Raw genomic sequence first — 20,597 nt, forward strand, 5'->3', positions numbered from 1 at the left:
TCAGTTGATTGGAGTGCAAGGTGCGAGACTACGGCTAGGAGCAGCGGGACAGGTGAGACCCGGAGGCGATAGCGCTAGTAAGGCTCACCGCACGCCCCGCGGAAAGCGAGCATCCTGGAACGGAAATCAACCACTCCCAAGAGCAGCAAATGTTACGAAAACAGCCTTTTATTAAAATAGTTATTGCATAATTCTGTCATCACGGCTACACTTTTAGTAAAGGTTTGTGAAAGCGTTTGCACAAAGCTGCACAAACTGCTCAAAAGGAGGAGTCTATTTGAAAAAGGGATTTGGCATATTGATGTCATTGGTGCTGTTTTTAGGGATCGTATTGGTTCAGCTGCCTAAAACGGCTGATGCGAGCAGCTATCAAAAAGTGGTTGTAAGGGGAAGCTTGTCTCCATTGGATTGGGGTTCTGACAATAATCCGCTGACAATGCAGCAGGATGGGACATGGAAGAGCAATCCGATTCCGCTTACCGGAGGCAGCAAGCTTGAGTTTAAGTACGTAAGGGACGATCAGTGGATGGATGGCAGCAATCTGGAGTTTACGCCACCACAGACAGGAAGCTATGTTTTCGTCTTTCATCCGGACGATGAAAGAAAAGTAGATATCAATCTCTTAGAAGGCAAAGGGAAAGTAACATTGAACGTGACGGTTCCAAAATCCACACCCGACTGGGCGAATGTAACCGTTGGGACAAGCTTGAACGGTTTTAACTATTCAGTAACCAGCCTGAAAAAGGCAGGAGATCAGAAATACAGCATCCAGCTAACAGGTGAACCAGGCCAATCCTTCATCTATTTTTACGCGCTTGGTGATGAAAAGTATAAAGAGGTAAGAAGTGAACCGCGTAAAGCAGTATTCACCGAAGCGGGCGAGACGGTGAATGATGAAGTAGAGAAATGGAGCGGTGTGCCTGTTGCAAAGAGCGTGACGCATAACTTTAACTATAAGCCTTTCATTCCGAACCATAAAGAGAATGTAATGGTCAAGACGACAGTAGAGCATTACGGGCAGGTGAATAAAGGCGGAATCTATTTTACGGCAGACGGCTCCACTCCTGAAGGGAAAAGGGGCATTGCAAAGAACGGAACTTTTGTCCCAATGTATGCTGTCTCGAAAACAAGTCTTGGAGATGGATTATATAAGTCTGTGCTTAGTGGAACCATTCCAAAACAAAAAGACAGTACAAGGATTAAATACAAGATCGATGTTTGGAATACAGCCGGCGAAGGTTCGCAGTTTGCAGACACGAACAGCATTCAGTCTGCTGATGCTACTGAATTCGCCTATTATGTAGATGACTATAAATCTCCTGAATGGGCAAAAAATGCTTCTATCTATCATATTTTTGTAGACCGTTTTATGGACGGAAATCCGAAGAACAATGAGCCTGTTGATCCTAACCTTTCCTATGATGAGCGGTTAAAAGGATGGATGGGCGGCGACCTTCAAGGTGTTAAGGATAAAATTGATTACATCAAGGATCTTGGTGTCAATACCATCTGGATTTCGCCGATCTACAAAGGGCCGTATTCACACGGCTATCATCCGGCAGACTTTATGAAGATTGATCCGCGTTTTGGAAACAACAAACTCATGAAGGAAATTATTAAAGAAGCACACAAAAAGGGTATGAAAGTGGTTTATGATCTCGTTCCGAACCATACGTCCATCCAGCATCCGTTCTTCCAGGACGCTTTGAAAAATGGAACAAACAGCCCGTATTACAACTGGTACACCTTTACGAAATGGCCGACAGATTATAAAACGTTCTACGGTGTAACAGAGCTTCCAGAACTGAACAACGACAATCCTGCAACTCGGAGCTATATGATGAATAAAGTCGTTCCTTTCTGGCTGAACGATCTTGGCTTCGACGGTTTCAGGCTCGATTATGCCAAGGGCCCAAGCTATAGCTTCTGGGTGGATTTCAGGCATACTGTGAAAAAACTTAAGCCGAACGCTTTTATTTATGGGGAAGTTTGGGACAGCCGAGAAAAGATCAACACTTACTCCGGCAAGCTTGACGGTGCTCTGGATTTCCCGATGCAGGGCGCATTGCTTGATGTGTTCGCAAAAGGGCAATCAATGAATGAGCTGAGTGATGCGATCCGCTTGAACCAAAAAACATACAACTCAGAATATGTGATGGGAACGGTCTTGGACAACCATGATATGCCTCGCTTTTTATTCGAGTCCGGCGGTGATGTGAACAAATTGAAGCAGGCAGCTGCGGCGCAGTTTACACTTCCAGGAGCACCAATCATCTACTACGGAACTGAGGTTGGCTTATCACAAAGCAAGGATCATAACAAAGTTGACGAGTGGAAGGACCGCTATTTCCGAGAGATGATGCCATGGGATAAAGCGCATCAAAATGCTTCCATAAAGCAGTATTATAAGAAACTGATTAAACTGAGAAACGATGAACCCGCGCTACGTACAGGAAAGTATAAAGAGTGGTATTCTGATGACCAAGTCATCATTTATGAAAGAAGCAATAAGCATGACCGCTTCCTTGTTGTTCTGAACAACGGAAGTGAAGAAAAAGTAACACTGAAGAAATCATTTGATGATAAGAATGATCTCGTACTAAAGAATGTATGGAACAAAAAGGATGTCATCCAGCCTGGAAAGAAAGACGATCTGACCATCGTCTCTAAAGCAGGATCTGTTCAGATTTTTGAAGTAGTTAAAGATAAAAAGAGCACAAAGAAAAAGGCATCGTAACAAAGAGACCGTCTCCCACATTGGGAGCGGTCTTTTTTAAAGTTCAGAATAGGACAATTTTCTCATCATTTGGCAGGGTAAAGTAATTTTTTGTCGTAATTAATAGGTAACTAAACTCGTTGGGAGATAAACTGATGCTGATAGAAAAACTCCTTCTGCATGTGCTGATTGTTTTGGCTCCAATCTTAAGCTACAGTTTCTTTTTTGAGAAAAAGCAGGTTTCAACATCCCCTTACCTCTACGGAACCTTGCAAAGTATCTCTGCAACACTTTGTATTCTGTTTGCTTTTTACGAAGGAGACCTCTATTGGGATTTACGGTACGCCCCTCTGGTGCTTGCCTTTCTTTATGGAGGTAGAATAGCAGGCGGAATGGTTTTGGGTACAATTCTAATCGTCAGAGCTGCAATGGGCGGGGATGCAGTGGTGTTTGCATTGGCCGGTGTTGTATTAGCCACGGTTATCCCCTTTTTTTTCAGCAAAAAAATCAGTGGTTATCATGCAGGTAAACGGGTGAAGGCAGCGATGTTAATGGGTGTCTGGCCATCTTTTGTCCAAATTGCGATCCTCATTTCCTATACCTTTTTTTATGGAACAGCAGATGAGGATTTCATGACAACGATATCTCATGTTCTTTCGTTCAGCATCCTTCAGGTGATAGGGGTAGGAACAGCCTCTAAGCTGAATGAGCTGGTCATTGAACGTGCCTTGATGAAGCAGGAGATTGAGAAGGCAGAAAAGCTGAACACGATGGGAGAGCTTGCTGCCTCGATTGCTCATGAAGTGAGAAATCCTCTTACCGTAGTAAAGGGGTTCCTTCAGCTTATGCAACAGGATGATAAAGACAATAACCACCCGTATATTCCGCTCGTGTTAAGCGAATTAGGGCGTGCTGAAGTAATTATCAGCGACTATTTAAATTTTGCCAAACCAGAATTTAAAAATCTGGAAGATTTCTCCTTGTCACAAGTCCTGTCCGATGTTGTTATGCTTCTCAATGCGCTGGCTGTCAAGCAAGGCGTAGAGCTAAAAAGCGATTTAAAGCCGGCACTTTTTTTGTTCACAGACCGAAATCAGCTGAAGCAGGCGTTCGTTAACATTATTAAAAATGCGATTGAAGCGACACCTTCCGGGGGGACAGTCACTGTCAGTCTTGCACTATCGGGAGATCAGGCATTGATTACCGTAGCGGATACAGGCAAAGGGATGACGGAAGAACAGCTTTCGAGAATCGGTACGCTGTTCTATACGACAAAAGATAAGGGAACAGGGCTGGGAACGACGGTGTCTGTCAGAATCATAGAATCTATGCAAGGCAAAGTTTCTTTCAAAAGCGAAGTCGGAAAAGGTACGGAAGTTACATTGCGGCTGCCGATTGTGCAAAACGTTCAAATCAGCCTATAACTCCCTATTTCTGTTACACTTCTCTTAAGAGAACTTATGGAATGGTGATAACATGTTGGACATTGTAAAAGTTTCGGTTCGAGGCCTTGTCGAATACGTATACAGAAGCGGAAGCATCGATTCGCGTTTCCGTACCGCCAGCACGCTGGCGGAAGGTACGAGAGCTCATCAAAAAATACAGCAGACATACGCAGAATCTGATCAGAAAGAAGTGTTTGTTCAGACCGAAATAGTCCAGGACAATCTTTCTTTTCTTATTGAAGGAAGATGCGACGGTCTGCTTTTTTCTGATGATGAGGTAACGATTGATGAAATAAAATCAACGTCTCGTGACTTGAATACCATTGAAGAGGATACCTATCCTGTTCATTGGGCGCAGGCGAAGGTTTATGCCTGTATATATGCCACGGACCACGGACTCGATGCCATACATGTCCAGCTGACATACGTGCAGGTGGAAACCCAGGAAAAGAAGCGGTTTAAAAAAGTATTTTTCCTTGATGAGCTCAAGCATTTTCTTGAGGAAACAGTAAAAGTATACGCACCTTATGCCCAGCTGCTGGTAAGCCACCGGAAAGAACGGGATTACAGTATCAAAGAGCTTCCGTTTCCATTTGACCGGTACCGTGAAGGGCAGAGGAAACTGGCAGGGGCGGTCTACACGACAATCGCCGAAGGTAAAAATCTGTTCGCCCAGGCACCGACAGGAATCGGTAAAACGATGTCGACCACATTTCCTGCAGTTAAAGCCATCGGTGAAGGCCTGATGCAGCGCTTCTTTTACTTGACGGCAAAGACGATCACAAGAGAGGCGGCGGAGGAAGCTTTTTTGCTTATGCAGGAAAAAGGCCTTCGCCTGCACACGGTCACCCTGACTGCCAAGGACAAAATGTGCCTGCAGGATAAGACAGTCTGCCAAAAAGAGTACTGCGAGTTTGCTGATGGATATTATGATCGTGTAAACGGCGCCGTGCTGGACATTTTGGCAAACGAAACGGTCATTCACCGCAGAACGATCCAGGAGTGTGCGATCAAACACCGGCTTTGCCCGTTCGAGTTTTCCATTGACTTGGCGTATGGTGCCGATGCGGTCATTTGTGATTACAATTATGTATTTGATCCAAGGGTGTCTTTAAAGCGTTTCTTTGAAGAGCAGAAAAAGCAAACCGCCTTGCTCGTGGATGAAGCCCACAATCTTGTCGACCGGGGCCGGGAAATGTATTCTGCTGAAATTTACAAGTCGGCTTTTCTGAACGTTTCGCGTGAATATAAAGGCAGCAATGCAGAGCTCCAAAGGGCGGCCAAAACCGTCAATGACTTCGGTCTTTCTATGAAAAAAAGATGCGGTGATGCGAGAAGCCTTGTGTTGAACGACAAGCCGGAAGAACTGATAGAGCTTTTGGAAACCTTTATTGTTTCTGCGGAAAGTGAACTGCTGACCCAAAAAGAGGGAGAGGGTCAGCAGCTATTGCTCGATACGTACTTTGCCGCACAAAGCTTTATCCGTATCTCAAAGCTCTATGACGAGCGGTATGTCACGTATGCGGAATATGAAAGAAGCGAAGTGAAGATGAAAATGTTTTGCCTTGATCCTTCTGTTCTGCTTCAACAAATGGGCAAAGGATATCGTTCAAGTATCTTTTTTTCGGCCACCTTTACACCGATTGATTACTACAAGGATATGATCGGCTTTCGTGATGAAGATTACGCACTGGCCATTCCATCGCCATTTGAAAGGGACAAGCTTCAAATCTATATCCAGCCGTTATCCACAAGATACCGTGACAGAGAAAAAACAAGAGAGCCGATCGCAGACATGATTTATCAGGTTGTGAGAGAAAATAAAGGAAACTTTCTTGTGTTTTTCCCTTCCTATCAATACATGAACGATGTGTACGAACAGTTTTTGAATGAGGATTTTCCTCTAAAATCAATGATTCAGTCGACTGGAATGTCAGAAGAGGAGCGGGAACAGTTTTTAAACTCGTTTCAGGCAGATACACAGGAAACACTGATCGGTTTTGCGGTGATGGGCGGCATTTTTTCAGAAGGTGTGGACCTTGTCGGTGACAGGCTTAACGGTGTGATTGTAGTTGGGGTAGGGCTTCCTCAGCTTGGGCTGGAACGAAATATCATTAAGGATTATTTTTCATCCCGAGGGAAAAATGGCTATAATTATTCGTATGTATATCCTGGCATTAATAAGGTACTGCAGGCTGGGGGCAGATTGATCCGCTCAGAAACCGATCGTGGGACGATCGTTCTTGTCGATGACCGATTTTTAACCCGGCAGTATCAGGCGCTCCTTCCGTATGAATGGAAGAACTTTACGATTCTAAAACCAGAGAGGATGAACTGACAATGGGTCTTGTGAAAAAATTACAGATTAAAACAGGCTATTCGGTGGCTGTACTGAACGCGCCAGAAGGTTTTAGCCTCCCGAAAGAAGAGTTTCCTGAAGGGGCAAGGCTTGTTGACCGGCCTGAAGGAGAGCTGGATTCGGTTTTGCTTTTTGCAAAGGATTCAGGAGAACTTAAGCAATTTGCCACTGATGCGGCAAATCACTTGAAGGATGACGGCTTGCTCTGGGTGGCCTACCCGAAGAAAAGTTCAAAAATTAAAAGCGATATCAGCCGTGATCAAGGCTGGGATGTGCTAAAGGAAAAAGGTTATGAAGGTGTATCACTTGTCTCTGTTGATGAAAAGTGGTCCGCATTCAGGTTCAGGGAACGAAAATACATTAAGAGCTTAAATGAATAAAAGCTTCAGCATAGCGGATATTCCGCCGTGCTGAAGCTTTTTTGTTATTTCGCATTCAGTTTCCTTTCGCTCATGTAGCGGTAAATCGGCAGCTCGTCGCCAACATCTGTCGGGATGAAGTTAAAGGTGACATAGCTGTCGACGGATTCAGGTTCCAGTGCAAGCGCAATAAAGTTTGCGTTTGGCTGTCCCATGCTGAAGACATAGCTTCCGGCAGGGAAGGAGCGGACGGTTTCCTTCACATCTGTCGTTACTTCATTCGTATAATGCCCGTTTTCTAAAGTGGTGGAAACTTTTTTACCGGTTACTTTGTATCGTTCCACAGATTTGGAGACAGGTCCTTGCAGCTTCTGAACGTTAACTCCGAGCGTTTCCAGCTTGCGTGCAATGCTGTGGTAAGCCGGAGGCATGATGTAAGCCGTCGGCCTTTCTCTTTCAAGTGTAGGGTAGGCATCCGTAGAATCTTCCCATACGATAGGAATGTTTGCTTTTTTTGCTTGAGCAAGATCTATCACTTCAAGCTGCTGATCAGGAACCCTTTTGTTCTCACTTTTTATTACGATCGTATCTTTATCTTTGGCTTCCTTGCCCTTGTTGATTACATCCTGGCGTGCGTTCTTGACCACGGTTTTTATTTTATTGGCATCAGCAGCGGTGGTTTTTATAAAGTTCTCCTGTGCGGTTGCCTGTGCATAGACTCGACGGTTAAAATCAGCACGGCCAATATTGATGCCACGGGTCTCAATCAGATAGGTGAGCGTGTTCTTTAAACCAAGAGCGTTTCTGCCGATGCGGGTTTCTGTGCTTCCTTCGGTTGCTACAAGCTGGCCGTCATCATCCGTATCAAGGGTGTAATAGTCATGATGAGACAATTTCCTTTGATCGAGCACCTGTTTGACCTTGTTAAGAACTAAGTTGTCGGATGTTTTTCTCAACTGCTTCGGTATATTCAAGTTTTTTGCTGAGGATATCAGCAGGTCATAAGACGAAACAGAGCCCTGCTCTCCAAATTTTTTGAACAGAGGTGAGTTTACTGTATACTCATGGGCATCCAGGACAACATCAGGCTTATATTCGTTGACCGCTTTATGTACCGCTTGTACTTCTGGATATTCCACTCTCATATAATCACGGTTTGCGTCAAGATTAGTGGCAATCTGCCGTTTGAAATAGTAGGAGCCATCCGGGTTAACACGAGGTACGATTGCTACATTTACTTTGTCCAGAACATTCCCCATCTTGCCTTGGGCAAGCTTCTGAGCGGTGACGAGAACTGATTCACCGGCTGCGGGTTCGTTTCCGTGAATTTGTCCTTGAATCCAGATTAGCGGTTTCTTTTTGTTGTTTTTTATTTTGTCAGGATTTTCTTTGCTGAAGAGCAGGATAGGCAGATCACGCCCCTCCAGGGATTTGCCGATGCTTTTTAACGTCACAAGCTTATTTTTGTGGTCGAGCTTCTTAATAAAGGCGAGCATTTCTTCCTGGGAAGTAAAGGGGAGTCGTCCCTTTTCAAAGGCAGGAGTTGAGAAGTGTTCAGCTGGCTTTGGAAAAAGATACGAGATGCTGCTGGGCTGAACATAGCTTGGGCCGTATCCGTAATAAGGCGTGAATTTCTCTGTTTCATCAGCAGCTGCCGCTTTTGGCAGAGCGTCTGAAGAGGAATAGAGCCCAGCTGCAAGCGCCATAGCCAGGACGAAAGAGGTGGAGCGAAAGACATTTTTCATAATAACCTCCTGTAATTAATTATTTGATTATTCAATAAATAACATACATAGAAGCGTGAATAAAAACGTTTTGTGCTGCTGAAATGGAAAACAGGAGATATCTACCAATTCCGCAGGTGGAAATTACGCATAGATGAGTGGTTGGACCCAGGACTTGCCACATGCAACGGAGCCAGGCACCGCAATTACACAAGTATGTAACGGCGGTGCCTGGCACCAACAAAAAAACTATTGTAAATATTTTTGAATTCTTTCTTGGAGGTGCTGTTTGTCATATGTGCTGTATTGGACAGCGATGTTGCGGATCGGGTCACCTGCGTAGAAGCGTTCATACAGCTCATGTCTTGAACCGAGCGGGCTTCCAACGAGATCCCATGCCAGCTTGAAGAGTTTCGTTTTCTTCTCAGCATCCACAGTGGCTCCTACTAAATATTTTTGCAGCAGGGAAGAGAGGGGACCCTGAAAATCCTGAAGGCTCGAAGGCAGCTGGATGAATCCTCCGGCTCCGATGAGCTGCAGAATCTCAAGGGCACGGGGATAGTATTTGGGCCCGAGGTTTCTGGCGGTTTGGATATAGGTGAAGTTAGGGACGAACGTATTGTATGGATTTAAGCTTCCTTCTCTTTCTGAAGCGATAACTAATGCCCGAATGGTTTCTACCTGCATGATGAGCTCTCCGAGTTTCTCTTGGACATGCAGATAGCCGTCCGCTCCGATTGCCTCCGCGATTTCAAAACCTATAGCAGTAACAAACTCCAGCTTGTTTAATAGACGGACGATCGCCTGATGATAGGCCAGGCTGTTTGAAACGGGATCTGTATTAATCTTTGCGATGGCTTCAGGATTATCATAGAGCAGCACGCGCTCCCACGGTACAAACACGTTGTCAAAAAGCAGCAGGGCATCCATTTCGTCGTAACTTGCACTTAGCGGCGCATCTGCCTTGTTGGGCGGAGTGGCCGCACAGGATTCACGGCAGACCAGGTGCAGACCTGGGGAATGGGCGGCTACGATCAGCATATGGGCCAAAGGCTTATGCTCTTCTTTTAGATGTCCGACCGGATAAACAATGATGTCATTAGAATAAGGGGAGGCTGTACCAATCATTTTGGCGCCGCTTAAAAAAACACCGTCGCTTGTCTTTTTAGTGATCCGAAGCAAGCCAAGATCTTCTATATTTTTGAGCTGTGAATCCGACCTGTTAATCTGCGGATCCCTCTGTACCAAACTTAAGAAAAGATGGCGGTCTCTTGCTTCTTCATAATAAGAACGGATCTTATCAGGGAAGGCTTTATCAAACGCTCTGTAATCTTCCCTGGAGGCATACCAGCCTGTTAATCTCGATCGTGCATAATCGGACAGCCGGCTCATTACACCATCTGTGGATTGGCTCCATATTTCAAATGCGGTTCTCCGCTTTAGCAGGTCCTCATAGGATTCAGGGACATAGAAGGCCGAATGAACGTATTCCATTGTTTTAGGGCTTAAATAGCCTACCTTGTCCCTGAGCTTGGGATCACCGAACATGGCAAACAGTTCAGAAATGGCAGCCAGCGTCCCTGTAAAATTTTCGTCCTTTGTGATATCGATCTTTTTGCCGTCCAGCCATACGTTCCGGCCATCCTGCAAACTTTTAATGAACGGGTCTTTTTGCAAGGCATGATACTCTCCTTTGTGTTTAATAGGTTCAGCTTTTTATAAAGGGGAAACAATTCCTCCTCCCAGAGGCGGTGTATAGACATGGAATGTAACAACGGGAGAAGCGGTAGGGTTGTACATCATATGAAAGGTGTCTCCTTCAATTGTAAAAAAATCCCCTTCTGAAATTTCCTCTAAGCCTTTATAAACAGGCTCAGCATCAGCGGATTCAATTGTGTATAAAAAATTGATCAAGCTGCCTTCTACAGCTAAGATGCATCCTTGTGATGTTCCATAATCATGGATGAGTGTTCTGGCCATGCTTGGCAGCATCAAAACAATAACTTCTACATGCTCGGACCTGTAGATCACGTTCCGGCCATATCCTAAATTCTTGGGTTCAGTAACAAAATCTGAGATCTTTTCGATCGTAACCTGCAGGGATTGCACCACTTGTACGAGGTGAATCACTTCATAGGAGGGAAGCTGATCCAGCTCAGATTTGATAGACTCAAAAAATTCCATTCGTTTTACTCGCCTTTCTATTGATCATGTATACGGCTTTATTATTCCTATTAACCTTATTATCGTTAACTTTATAAAATATAGTATTAATAAAAGATAGAGATGTTCCGGCTGGAGAGGAAAATGGACAACATTCCTATTCTTTATGCAGCTCCTATGGTTATTCTTTTTATGGCATGGTATAATCCTCAGAAAAGTTTCAGTAAGAGAAACGGCAAAAGAGGAGTTTTTGAACATGAAAGTGGCATATTTAGGACCTCATGGCACATTTTCAGAGGAAGCGGCTCACCGGTATTTTAGTGGACAAGAAATCGAATGGCATATGTGCGATTCAGTTCCTGAAGTGCTCGAAGCGGTGGGTGAGGGGATGGCTGATAAGGGGATTGCCCCAATTGAAAATGCAATTGAAGGAACCATTACGATGACTGTCGACAGCCTTCTTGTGCATGACCTTTATATCGATGGAGAAGCCATACTGCCAGTATCGCTTCATCTTCTCGCTGCTTCCGAGACACGCCTGGAAGACATTAAAGAGGTATGGTCGATTCCTCCGGCTCTCGCTCAGTGCAGGAAGTATCTCAGGGGATTAAAAGTAAAGAGCCGACATTTTGACAGTACGGCTTCTGCTGCCGAGGCTATCAGGAATACCGATCGCCGCGATGTTGCTGCTGTAGCGTCCGAGTATGCGGGTAATCTGTTTGGCTTACAGCCGGTTAAGCGTAATATTGAGGAAAGCTTTGAGAACCAGACCAGGTTCGTTATCGTTTCAAAGGATAAAACACCCTCAGAAGACGCTCAAAAAACGATGCTGCAAGTCACACCGAGCGATGAATATACAGGGGTGCTTTCTGCGATCCTCAATGTTTTTTCGGCTTTGAATATTAACTTGACCTGGATCGAATCACGGCCAACAAAAAAGAAGCTGGGAACCTATCAATTTTTCCTTGAAGCGGGACTGGGTGCTGTCCACCCGTCCATCGAAAAAGCGATTGCCGTCCTGCAGACCTATGGCCACGAAGTGAACGTATTAGGAAGCTTTACAGCAACAAAACTGGACTAAAAACGGAAACCACTTTGAGAGAAGGGGGATTTCATGAAGGTTCATATTGTGAATGGAGATATAACTGGAAACAAGCTTCAAGATCTCGATGGAGAAGTGATCGTCTGGCGGGAAATGTATGATTTGGGTCCGGCAGCAGCAGATATGGATAGAAAAAGGATCAAGTCCAGAGCTGAATTCTTTGAGAAAAAGATGGGGATCCCATCTGAGATCTTTCTTAAGAACTGCACGCTGCAGGAAAACCGGCTCCGGGCCCTGCCTAAGGACGCTGAGATTACACTTTGGTTTGAACATGACCGATACGACCAAACCATGCTTCTGTACTTGCTGAAATCTCTAGGGTTACGTGAATTTAACAACCTGAATATGGTGACAGCCGATTCCTATCCGGGAATTGAGCCGTTCTTTGGGCTTGGCCAGCTTTCCGAATTTCAGCTTATCGGCCTTTTAGAGCATCGGATTTCTATTAGGCGGGAGCAGGTTATGGAAGGAGCTGCAGGATGGAACGCCTATGCATCACCAAATCCCCGTGATCTTGAAGAGTGGCTCAAATGTGCTGAGTGCAGTCTGCCTTTTGCCAAAAGAGCCTTGTGGCATCATCTCGAATATTATCCTTCCGTAAAAAATGGTTTGAATCAGGTGGAAGAGCTGGCTTTCCAGTACCTGTATGACGGCATCACCTCGTTTCATGAACTGTTTCAAAAGGTCAGTGCCAAGCGTACGGATGACGGGCTGAGTGACTTTCATTTTTCGGCCTTGCTGGATCAGCTGCAAAAAGGCCCGGTACCGCTTCTTAAAATGACAGAAGGATCATTACCGCACTATAATACCGAACCAGAGGATGCTGCTATCGAGCTAACGTATGAAGGAATTGAGGTCCTCATGGAAAGAGAAGACCGTTTCGATTACACTTCGGCTGATTGGTGGCTTGGTGGTGTTTACAACCATCGAGGAAAATGGCGGTGGAACGAAGAAAAATTAATAGACATGGAAAAGAGGCAGGGGTAATCCTGTCTTTTTTGCGGACAGCGGAACAGCTGTGCACCTCTTTTTTTACTACAAAATACTAAAAGATAAACCCTTCTTTGGTAACTGTGTGAATGTTTTACATTTCTGTAAGATGGAATTAACACATGCCTTTTAAGATCAAACTATATTCATCGTGCATCAGGGATGAAAAATATGGATGCGGGAGGGTTTATTATGAAAGGGAAGCCGGTAAAAAGCTTCAAGCTGGTCTTTCTGTTTTCACTTGTTTTAACAATGGTGATTGGCAGTTTCGCATTTCTTCCATCTCTCAAGGCATCAGGAGACGGTTCGGTATCATCGCCGTACACTGTTTCACAGGCCATCTCCAATCAAAACAGCAGTTTAAAAACGATTCAGGGTTACATAACAGGCCAGCCGACTGCCGCAGCAACCGTAATTACCAGCCATTATCCCAACGATTATGCGGTTGCACTGGCTGATACAGCAGGGGAAACTGACACTTCCAAAATGGTTTATGTACAGATTCCAACTGACTACCGTTCGCAATATGGGCTGAAGTCCCATCCAGCCCTAAAAGGAACACTGGTTAAAGTAACAGGCAATTTAACGTCTTATTTCTCGCATGCGGGCATCAAAAATGTAACCAACATGACAAATGGAGGCGGAGGTGGTACTCCATCGGATCCGCCGGCTTCCGATACAGGCTCTTATTATGATAGTGCCCAGGGAAAAACAGGGGCTGCGCTAAAAAGTGCGCTTCATAACATTATTGATGATCATACGGAGCTTTCCTATGATGCTGTTTGGGATGCTCTCCGCCATACGGATGAAGATCCGAACAACAAAAATGATGTTATCTTGTTGTACACCGGCCGTTCACAGAGCAAGACTGCGAACGGATCAGGCGTCAACGACTGGAACAGGGAGCATGTTTGGGCAAAATCCCACGGTGATTTTGGAACAGCGATGGGTCCAGGAACAGATTTACATCATTTGCGCCCGGCTGATGTTTCAGTGAACAGTGCTCGAGGGAACCTTGATTTTGATAACGGCGGCACTGAGAATTCTGAAGCAAAAGGCAACTACTCGGACAGTGATTCATGGGAACCGCGTGATGCGGTTAAAGGCGATGTTGCCCGCATGATCTTCTATATGGCGGTCCGTTACGAAGGAGATAGGGGTGAACCTGATCTCGAGATGAACAACAGCGTCAGCAATGGTTCAGCGCCTTTTATCGGAAAACTGCCGGTGCTCATGCAGTGGAGCCAGCAGGACCCGGTCGACAGCTTCGAGCGCCACCGCAACGATGTGATCTACAATGACTATCAGCACAACCGGAATCCATTTATAGATCACCCGGAATACGCAGCAGCCATCTGGCAATAAATCATTGGGTATAGCAAGTGTAATATAAAAAAGAGCCTGCTGTATGGAACAGCAGGCTCTTTGGCATCATTAAAATACTTTTGTCGTCCAGTCTTCACAGTTCCAGACTTCGGTAACAACATCACGATAAAATTCAGGTTCATGTGAGATCAGAAGTATGCTTCCTTTATAGGCTTTTAATGCCCGTTTAAGTTCATCCTTAGCATCTACATCCAAGTGATTTGTCGGCTCATCCAGAACAAGAAGGTTCGTCTCGTTGTTGATCAGTTTGCAGAGGCGGACTTTTGCTTTTTCTCCTCCGCTGAGTACCTGCACCTTGCTTTCGATGTGCTTCGTTGTCAGGCCGCATTTTGCAAGTGCGGAACGGACTTCATGCATGTTGAAAGAAGGGAACTCGTTCCAAACTTCATCAATACACGTATTGTTATTATTGCTTTTAATCTCTTGCTCAAAGTATCCGATATGCAAAAATTCGCCTTGTTCCACAGAACCGGAGATCGGTTTGATTTCGCCAAGAATGCTGCGCAGCAATGTTGTTTTTCCGATTCCGTTCGCTCCGACAAGAGCGATCTTTTGTCCGCGTTCCATTCTGAGATCGAGTGGGCGGGAGAGTGGCTCGTCATATCCGATGACCAGGTTTTCGGTTTCAAAAATCATCTTTCCGGATGTGCGGGCTTCTTTAAAGTTGAATTCCGGCTTTGGTTTTTCTTTCGCCAGTTCAATAACATCCATTTTATCCAGCTTTTTTTGGCGGGACATGGCCATGTTTCGAGTGGAAACACGCGCTTTATTTCTGGCAACAAAATCCTTCAGCTCAGAAATTTCCTGCTGCTGGCGCTTAAAGGCAGCTTCAAGCTGCTGTTTTTTCGCTTCGTGAATATGCTGGAAGTAGTTATAGTCTCCTACATAGCGGTTAAGCTCTTGATTCTCCATGTGGTAGATCAAGTTGATGACACTGTTTAAGAATGGAATATCATGCGAGATCAAAATGAACGCATTCTCATATTCCTGCAGGTAGCGTCTCAGCCACTCAATATGCTGTTCATCCAAATAATTGGTCGGCTCATCCAGCAAAAGGATTTCAGGCTTTTCAAGCAAAAGCTTCGCAAGAAGAACCTTCGTACGCTGACCGCCTGACAGCTCATGAACATCACGGTCGAGGCCGATATCTTCCAGACCAAGTCCGCGGGCAATCTCTTCTACTTTTGCGTCTATAACATAAAAGTCGTTGTTCGTTAACGTATCTTGAAGAACCCCAACATCCTCTAAAAGTTTTTCAAGTTCTTCCGGAGTAGCTTCGCCCATTTTTTCGTACATGCTGTTCATTTCGTTTTCAATATCAAAGAGGTATTGAAACGCACTCTTCAGCACATCGCGAATGGTCATTCCTTGCTGAAGGACTGTATGCTGATCGAGATACCCGACCCGCACTTTCTTTGCCCATTCTACTTTTCCTTCATCTGGCTGCAGTTTGCCGGTGATGATGTTCATAAAAGTGGATTTACCTTCACCGTTTGCTCCGATTAAGCCAATGTGTTCTCCTTTAAGGAGACGGAAGGAGACATCATTAAAAATCGCACGGTCACCAAAACCGTGGCTTAAGTTCTTTACTGTTAAAACACTCATCTATATGCACCTTTTCTTGTTTGTTAAGATTACCATTTGATTATAGTATTAATTGCAGGGAGAACTCAATCTTTCTGAAGGATTTTTCAAAGAATGTTTCGTATAGAGACATGATGGGGAACTTTTCATGCAGAAGGGCTAAAAAGGAGGGGTGCAGAATGAATGATTACAGTGTAGTTCCTGATCAAGGTGAAAATGGCTGGATCGTTAAAATTCAAGATGTAGCACCGACCGATACTTTTCCCAGCCGTGCTGAAGCGATTGCAAAGGCTGAAAAGCTGGCAACGGAAGACAAACCAAGCCGTGTGCTTGTGTATGATACCCAGCTGAAAGTGGAAGAAGAAAAGATGTTTTAACAAAATGAAAATCCCTTCATATGAAGGGATTTTTTGTGCAAAAAAAGGAGCCTTGGGTCCAAGACTCCTTCAATGCTTTTCGTTGTTCAACTTACGTGGTTTTTCTTGCTTGTTCACGTGCAATTGATTCACGTACATTCATTCGTCCTACAAACTGCTATATTCTAATTCGCTTTCTCACTATTAGGTCCATCTCTCGGTTCTTCGCAAGTTTCGGAACTAAGGTCGTTCCGATTCATGACAAATCCCTCCATTTGGGTCTGAATAGTGTTTTCACTCATTTGTTAACAAACTAATAATTTCTAACTATCCTTTAAATCGCTCTTACACACGTGCATTCACTACTTGGTCCATCTCTCGGATCATTGCAGGTTTCGGAACTGTAAACGTCCTTACCCATTGCAAACCCTCCAGTATATGACTTATAGTGTTGCATCTTCATAAATCATAGAGCTGATCTTTACTGCTTTAAAACTTTGAAGCTCAACTTACGGTTCTAACACATCTTGCTTTGTTACTTCAAAACTGTCTTGCTTTACAAACATATGAACCTTGCTACTCTTTAATTCCTATTTCTGTGTTGCATTCACTATTCGGTCCATCTCTTGGCTCATTGGATGTTTCGGAACGATTGTTCTTTCTCATCACAATTCCCTCCATATGGTTGACATAGTGTTGCATGGTTTGTTTTCCCGGTACGAAAAATTTAAAACATCTTTTACAATAAAAATTTTTATTGTTTTACGTTTCCTTGATGGCAGTTACGGTCACTGCATCTACAGGCTTCTTGTTCTTAATGCTATCGGAAATCTGAGAGAAGCCGGCTTCTTTTAAATAAAGCGAGATAATGGTTCCAATTTCTTTTGTGGTATCATCATCTGCTCCCTTTTCGTGGGGCTGAAGGGTAACCGCAATACGAGCCTTTTCTTTCATCAGACGTTTAATCTTTTTAAGATCTCCAATCGGATCTTTCCAGATCAGGATGGAATTGACGGTATACACGCCATCAAATTTCGGGGCGTCTTCATCGGCAAAAGTGATCGGGCCCTCAAAAAGCTCCACACGCCCTTCTTTTATAAACGCTTCGTTTCTTGATTCCGCCTGTTCCTTCATCACTTTTGAAACATCATAGCCTACAATGTGACAGGAGGGGTAATTGATGCAGACATATTCAATGCCTACACCAGGACCAAAACCGACTTCAAGAAGACGGTCATGTGTTCCGGGCTGTAAAGCTGAAATCGTCCATTCATTCAATTCCTTGTTTTCGTTGGACATGATTTTTCCAGCCAGTTTTCCGAGCAGACCCTCGGGTTTTTCAAACTGTTCGGAGATGTTTTTCCTAATGCTCATGCGGCACACTCCCACTTTTTATTATATATTTCAATGTACCCAAAAGGGAGGTGTTCAAAGCAAAAAGACAGCCAGGCGCCTGAAATAAAGAACGGCTGAATAATTTTCAGCCGTTCTTTGAACAAAATTACATTTTATTCGTAAACCCTGTATTCTTCTTAAAAAAATAGTAGGATGACCCCACGGATAGTATGGCTGCACCAAGGAGGGCAGGAAGAATAATATAATCTCTCCAGTTGGACGGTGCAAATAAAGAAAGCAGAACAATTATACCTGCTGCAACAAAAACTTTGGAGCTGAAACGGTGGGTTTGCCGCCAGACGTTCTCATCAGCCAGCGTCCACGGAGTCTTGATTCCAACAAAATAGTTCGGTTTTACCTGCTGCATATAGTTTCCTAGAACGATAAACAGTCCTCCAAGAATGAGGGGCATTAACGAGTTCATCGGAAGTTCGTAGCCAAGTCCGATCAGAATAACCATAAGATTGATCAGGAAAAAAAAGATGAACAGGGAAAAGTTAATCATGGAATAGCTGCGCGAGAAACTTTTATAATTTTCTTTTTTGGGATCGATTTTCGGCAAGAATTGGAGCAGGAGATACATAAGAATCATAATACCAAGATTTGTGAGCATGGCCCCCAGTTTGGAAGAATACCCGTTGATTTCGCCTTTCGCATTCCAGTGGATAGGCAGTTCAGCCGGCAGCTTGGAGTAAAACACAAGCCAAAGAGCCGCCGCCGCAAGAATGAGCAACACAGGAAATACATGTTTTTTCATTTTTCGTTCTCTCCTTTGTCCTTATAATCGGCTTGCATGACACCCATGAACCAGTTCATGACATCGTGAAAAACGGTTGTATTGAGAGAGTAGATGACGAACTGGCCTTGTTTCACATCTTGTATGAGTCCGGTTTTCTTTAAGGTGTTTAAGTGATGGGAGATGGTAGGTTTGGTCATTTGAAAATGATCCGCAATTTCGCCTGCGCTTAGATCCTGATTCTTTAGCAAATCAAGAATTTTACGGCGGGTGGGGTCGGATAATGCCTTAAATACTTCATTCAATAAAATCCACTCCAATTGGAAGAAAAAGTATTTAGATGTTTATCTAAATACTACATAGAAAAGAAGGCGTTGTAAATAGGCAGCTTATTCAATTCCAAAAAAAAATCGACAGCTATTGAGCTGTCAGAGTAATAAGGATATTCAGGTTTGCTGCTGTGTTTTCTTGGCAGAATGAAGAATTTCCTCGAGTGGGAAAATCCTGCCGAGTTCATCTTTATGAACAACATGTTTCCGTTCAAATTTGGTGGGGGAATCAATGCCTGCAGCAGCAGCCAGATTGTAAAGGCCTTCCCGAAGTGAAACTAAATAGTTGCAGACTCTATAGTGTTTTTCCTCGACACTTAAGCCGTCCTGCAGTTTTTTATTCGTAGTCGCTACCCCCACAGGACAGTTGTTCGTGTGGCAGACCTGCGCCATGATGCATCCTACACTGATCATAAATCCACGTGCAATGTTGACGAGGTCAGCTCCCATTGCAAGAGCGATGGCAATTTTGTCAGGAGTAATCAGTTTTCCTGAAGCAATGAGCTTCACCCTGTCCCGGATGCCATATTCTTTCAGCATTTCATCAACAACCGGAAGTGCAGATTGTATGGGCAGCCCGACAGTATCGGCTAACTCCTGGAACGTTGCACCTGTTCCGCCTTCTCCGCCGTCAATGGTAATAAAATCAGGGCCTTTTCCGCTTTCTTTCATGCAGGAAACCAAATTCTCCAGCGCATCCAAATCCCCGACAACAATTTTGATGCCGATGGGTTTTCCGGACACGTTTCTCATCTCTTCCACAAAGTGAAAAAGAGAAGAGACATTATCAAATTCTTTGAACCGGTTAGGGCTGTTGATCGTTTTGCCAGGTTCCACGAGCCGGATTTTAGCAATCTCTTCTGTTACTTTTTCACCTTCAATGTGGCCTCCGCGTGTTTTTGCACCTTGTGCGAGCTTCAGTTCAAATGCCTTAATTTCTTCCATTTCACTTTTTTTCTTAAACTCTTCCCATGAAAACTCTCCGTTCTTTTTTCTTACACCAAACAAGTCAGGACCGATCTGCAGGATGATATCCGGCTTGCCGGCCAGATGATATTGAGAGAGTCCGCCTTCTCCTGTATTCATCCAGGTGCCTCCGGCAAGGCCGAGCCCTTTGGATAATGCGGTTATCGCATTTTCTCCCAATGCGCCAAAACTCATGCCGGATTGTCCGATGAGACCTTTGAGTTTGAAAGGCTGGCGGCAAGTATGTTCACCGAGGATGACGGCGTCTTCGTCTTGCAGGTATACGGGATTAATCAGTCGATCCTCGCTATGTTCCTTGCGGGCAAAGAGATTATCTCCGTCCAATTTATACACCTTGGTTTTTATCTTGCTGGCATTGTCCACTTTCATTTCTTCACGCAATTTGGGGAATAAGGTGTTGCGGATATAAAACCCTTCAGCAGTAAAATCCCTGAGTGAACCGAATCCTATTAATCTTTCTTTATATTTTCCTGCCTTTACAACATCCTCGAATTCTTTTCGGGAGAAGGGTTTGCCTTCATTATCGTTAAGAAACAAATACTGCCGTAGCTCGGGACCGATTTTCTCGGTAAAATATCTCACCTTTCCGAGTACAGGGAAGTTTCTTAGGATCGAGTGCTGTTTTTGGCGGTCGTCTTTGAAGTATAAAAAGATGAAAAAGACGATGGGAATTACGAGAATCAAACCGATGAGTACGATTAATCCAATAACTAGATCAAAAATGGCTGTCATCACAATCCTCCTTAATGAATGGGGCTGGTGTACACTGAGGTTCTCACCTATTTCTTTTCCACCAACAAGTGAGAAAGAAACCAGCAGGGTATAAAGTCCCTTTGGTCGGAAAAAACGCTTGTCAACAAGACTATATTAATAAAAATCAAAAGGTATGAAAGAACTGTTTTTCCAAAAATGTTCATAATTTACAAATAATTAAATTTCAGTAAGGATTTACACTGCTATAATGCT

The 20,597-nt window shown here is 44.2% G+C and carries 16 protein-coding genes; 8 read left to right on the forward strand and 8 right to left on the reverse strand.

Going from position 1 to position 20,597, the window contains the following annotated elements:
* Window positions 1–277 precede the first annotated feature (277 nt).
* The 4 genes from LCY76_RS03295 (at window position 278) to LCY76_RS03310 (ending at window position 6,900) form a co-directional block, all read left to right on the forward strand.
* Window positions 278–2,737: an alpha-amylase family glycosyl hydrolase gene (locus LCY76_RS03295; RefSeq protein ID WP_248251448.1), complete on the forward strand. Its 2,460-nt coding sequence runs from the start codon at window positions 278–280 to the stop codon at window positions 2,735–2,737.
* Window positions 2,738–2,871: 134 nt separating this feature from the next.
* Window positions 2,872–4,140 carry an ATP-binding protein gene (locus tag LCY76_RS03300; RefSeq protein WP_248251449.1) on the forward strand — a complete coding sequence of 423 codons (1,269 nt, stop codon included), beginning with the start codon at window positions 2,872–2,874 and terminating at the stop codon, window positions 4,138–4,140.
* Between the two features lie 52 nt (window positions 4,141–4,192).
* On the forward strand, window positions 4,193–6,499 hold the full coding sequence (locus LCY76_RS03305) for an ATP-dependent DNA helicase (protein ID WP_248251450.1): 2,307 nt from the start codon (window positions 4,193–4,195) through the stop codon (window positions 6,497–6,499).
* Window positions 6,500–6,501: 2 nt separating this feature from the next.
* Window positions 6,502–6,900 carry a DUF3052 family protein gene (locus tag LCY76_RS03310; protein ID WP_248251451.1) on the forward strand — a complete coding sequence of 133 codons (399 nt, stop codon included), beginning with the start codon at window positions 6,502–6,504 and terminating at the stop codon, window positions 6,898–6,900.
* 44 nt (window positions 6,901–6,944) lie between these two features.
* Here LCY76_RS03310 and LCY76_RS03315 read toward each other — a convergent pair whose 3' ends face one another.
* From LCY76_RS03315 to LCY76_RS03325, 3 genes are all read right to left on the reverse strand, one after another.
* Window positions 6,945–8,624 carry a M14 family metallopeptidase gene (locus tag LCY76_RS03315; protein ID WP_248251452.1) on the reverse strand — a complete coding sequence of 560 codons (1,680 nt, stop codon included), beginning with the start codon at window positions 8,622–8,624 and terminating at the stop codon, window positions 6,945–6,947.
* Between the two features lie 228 nt (window positions 8,625–8,852).
* Window positions 8,853–10,280 carry a 4-hydroxyphenylacetate 3-hydroxylase family protein gene (locus LCY76_RS03320; protein ID WP_248251453.1) on the reverse strand — a complete coding sequence of 476 codons (1,428 nt, stop codon included), beginning with the start codon at window positions 10,278–10,280 and terminating at the stop codon, window positions 8,853–8,855.
* Window positions 10,281–10,319: 39 nt separating this feature from the next.
* Entirely contained in the window at window positions 10,320–10,787 is a 468-nt protein-coding gene (locus LCY76_RS03325) for a cysteine dioxygenase (RefSeq protein WP_248251454.1), read from the reverse strand.
* Window positions 10,788–11,022: 235 nt separating this feature from the next.
* On the opposite strand from LCY76_RS03325, the gene pheA reads away from it, so the two are divergent.
* The 3 genes from pheA to LCY76_RS03340 all read left to right on the forward strand — a co-directional run bounded on the left by pheA (window position 11,023) and on the right by LCY76_RS03340 (window position 14,223).
* Window positions 11,023–11,847: a prephenate dehydratase gene (gene pheA / locus LCY76_RS03330; protein ID WP_248251455.1), complete on the forward strand. Its 825-nt coding sequence runs from the start codon at window positions 11,023–11,025 to the stop codon at window positions 11,845–11,847.
* Window positions 11,848–11,880: 33 nt separating this feature from the next.
* Window positions 11,881–12,855: a DUF1835 domain-containing protein gene (locus LCY76_RS03335; RefSeq protein WP_248251456.1), complete on the forward strand. Its 975-nt coding sequence runs from the start codon at window positions 11,881–11,883 to the stop codon at window positions 12,853–12,855.
* Between the two features lie 255 nt (window positions 12,856–13,110).
* Window positions 13,111–14,223: an endonuclease gene (locus LCY76_RS03340; RefSeq protein WP_419714973.1), complete on the forward strand. Its 1,113-nt coding sequence runs from the start codon at window positions 13,111–13,113 to the stop codon at window positions 14,221–14,223.
* 69 nt (window positions 14,224–14,292) lie between these two features.
* Here LCY76_RS03340 and LCY76_RS03345 read toward each other — a convergent pair whose 3' ends face one another.
* Window positions 14,293–15,849 carry an ABC-F family ATP-binding cassette domain-containing protein gene (locus tag LCY76_RS03345; RefSeq protein ID WP_248251457.1) on the reverse strand — a complete coding sequence of 519 codons (1,557 nt, stop codon included), beginning with the start codon at window positions 15,847–15,849 and terminating at the stop codon, window positions 14,293–14,295.
* Window positions 15,850–16,007: 158 nt separating this feature from the next.
* Here LCY76_RS03345 and LCY76_RS03350 point away from each other — a divergent pair, with 158 nt between their 5' ends.
* On the forward strand, window positions 16,008–16,205 hold the full coding sequence (locus tag LCY76_RS03350; protein WP_248251458.1) for a DUF2188 domain-containing protein: 198 nt from the start codon (window positions 16,008–16,010) through the stop codon (window positions 16,203–16,205).
* 741 nt (window positions 16,206–16,946) lie between these two features.
* On the opposite strand, the gene LCY76_RS03355 is transcribed toward LCY76_RS03350, so the two are convergent.
* From LCY76_RS03355 to LCY76_RS03370, 4 genes are all read right to left on the reverse strand, one after another.
* Window positions 16,947–17,558 carry a class I SAM-dependent methyltransferase gene (locus LCY76_RS03355; RefSeq protein WP_248251459.1) on the reverse strand — a complete coding sequence of 204 codons (612 nt, stop codon included), beginning with the start codon at window positions 17,556–17,558 and terminating at the stop codon, window positions 16,947–16,949.
* Window positions 17,559–17,685: 127 nt separating this feature from the next.
* Window positions 17,686–18,336: an SdpI family protein gene (locus LCY76_RS03360; protein ID WP_248251460.1), complete on the reverse strand. Its 651-nt coding sequence runs from the start codon at window positions 18,334–18,336 to the stop codon at window positions 17,686–17,688.
* Window positions 18,333–18,620, reverse strand: coding sequence for an autorepressor SdpR family transcription factor (locus LCY76_RS03365; protein ID WP_248251461.1), 288 nt, complete (start codon window positions 18,618–18,620; stop codon window positions 18,333–18,335). Before LCY76_RS03365 ends, LCY76_RS03360 begins: the two co-directional genes overlap by 4 nt.
* Before the next feature lie 141 nt (window positions 18,621–18,761).
* Window positions 18,762–20,363 carry an FMN-binding glutamate synthase family protein gene (locus LCY76_RS03370; protein WP_248251462.1) on the reverse strand — a complete coding sequence of 534 codons (1,602 nt, stop codon included), beginning with the start codon at window positions 20,361–20,363 and terminating at the stop codon, window positions 18,762–18,764.
* Between the last annotated feature and the right edge of the window lie 234 nt (window positions 20,364–20,597).

The organism is Fictibacillus marinisediminis, from assembly GCF_023149135.1.
GTDB lineage: Bacteria > Bacillota > Bacilli > Bacillales > Fictibacillaceae > Fictibacillus_C > Fictibacillus_C marinisediminis.

What these genes read in the sequence shown, in the direction of transcription:
- LCY76_RS03300 (WP_248251449.1), top strand. Translation starts at nt 2,872, where the DNA reads ATGCTGATAGAAAAACTCCTTCTGCATGTGCTGATTGTTTTGGCTCCA.
- LCY76_RS03305 (WP_248251450.1), top strand. Translation starts at nt 4,193, where the DNA reads ATGTTGGACATTGTAAAAGTTTCGGTTCGAGGCCTTGTCGAATACGTA.
- LCY76_RS03310 (WP_248251451.1), top strand. Translation starts at nt 6,502, where the DNA reads ATGGGTCTTGTGAAAAAATTACAGATTAAAACAGGCTATTCGGTGGCT.
- LCY76_RS03315 (WP_248251452.1), bottom strand. Translation starts at nt 8,624, where the DNA reads ATGAAAAATGTCTTTCGCTCCACCTCTTTCGTCCTGGCTATGGCGCTT.
- LCY76_RS03325 (WP_248251454.1), bottom strand. Translation starts at nt 10,787, where the DNA reads ATGGAATTTTTTGAGTCTATCAAATCTGAGCTGGATCAGCTTCCCTCC.
- pheA (WP_248251455.1), top strand. Translation starts at nt 11,023, where the DNA reads ATGAAAGTGGCATATTTAGGACCTCATGGCACATTTTCAGAGGAAGCG.
- LCY76_RS03335 (WP_248251456.1), top strand. Translation starts at nt 11,881, where the DNA reads ATGAAGGTTCATATTGTGAATGGAGATATAACTGGAAACAAGCTTCAA.
- LCY76_RS03340 (WP_419714973.1), top strand. Translation starts at nt 13,111, where the DNA reads ATGGTGATTGGCAGTTTCGCATTTCTTCCATCTCTCAAGGCATCAGGA.
- LCY76_RS03345 (WP_248251457.1), bottom strand. Translation starts at nt 15,849, where the DNA reads ATGAGTGTTTTAACAGTAAAGAACTTAAGCCACGGTTTTGGTGACCGT.
- LCY76_RS03350 (WP_248251458.1), top strand. Translation starts at nt 16,008, where the DNA reads ATGAATGATTACAGTGTAGTTCCTGATCAAGGTGAAAATGGCTGGATC.
- LCY76_RS03355 (WP_248251459.1), bottom strand. Translation starts at nt 17,558, where the DNA reads ATGAGCATTAGGAAAAACATCTCCGAACAGTTTGAAAAACCCGAGGGT.
- LCY76_RS03360 (WP_248251460.1), bottom strand. Translation starts at nt 18,336, where the DNA reads ATGAAAAAACATGTATTTCCTGTGTTGCTCATTCTTGCGGCGGCGGCT.
- LCY76_RS03370 (WP_248251462.1), bottom strand. Translation starts at nt 20,363, where the DNA reads ATGACAGCCATTTTTGATCTAGTTATTGGATTAATCGTACTCATCGGT.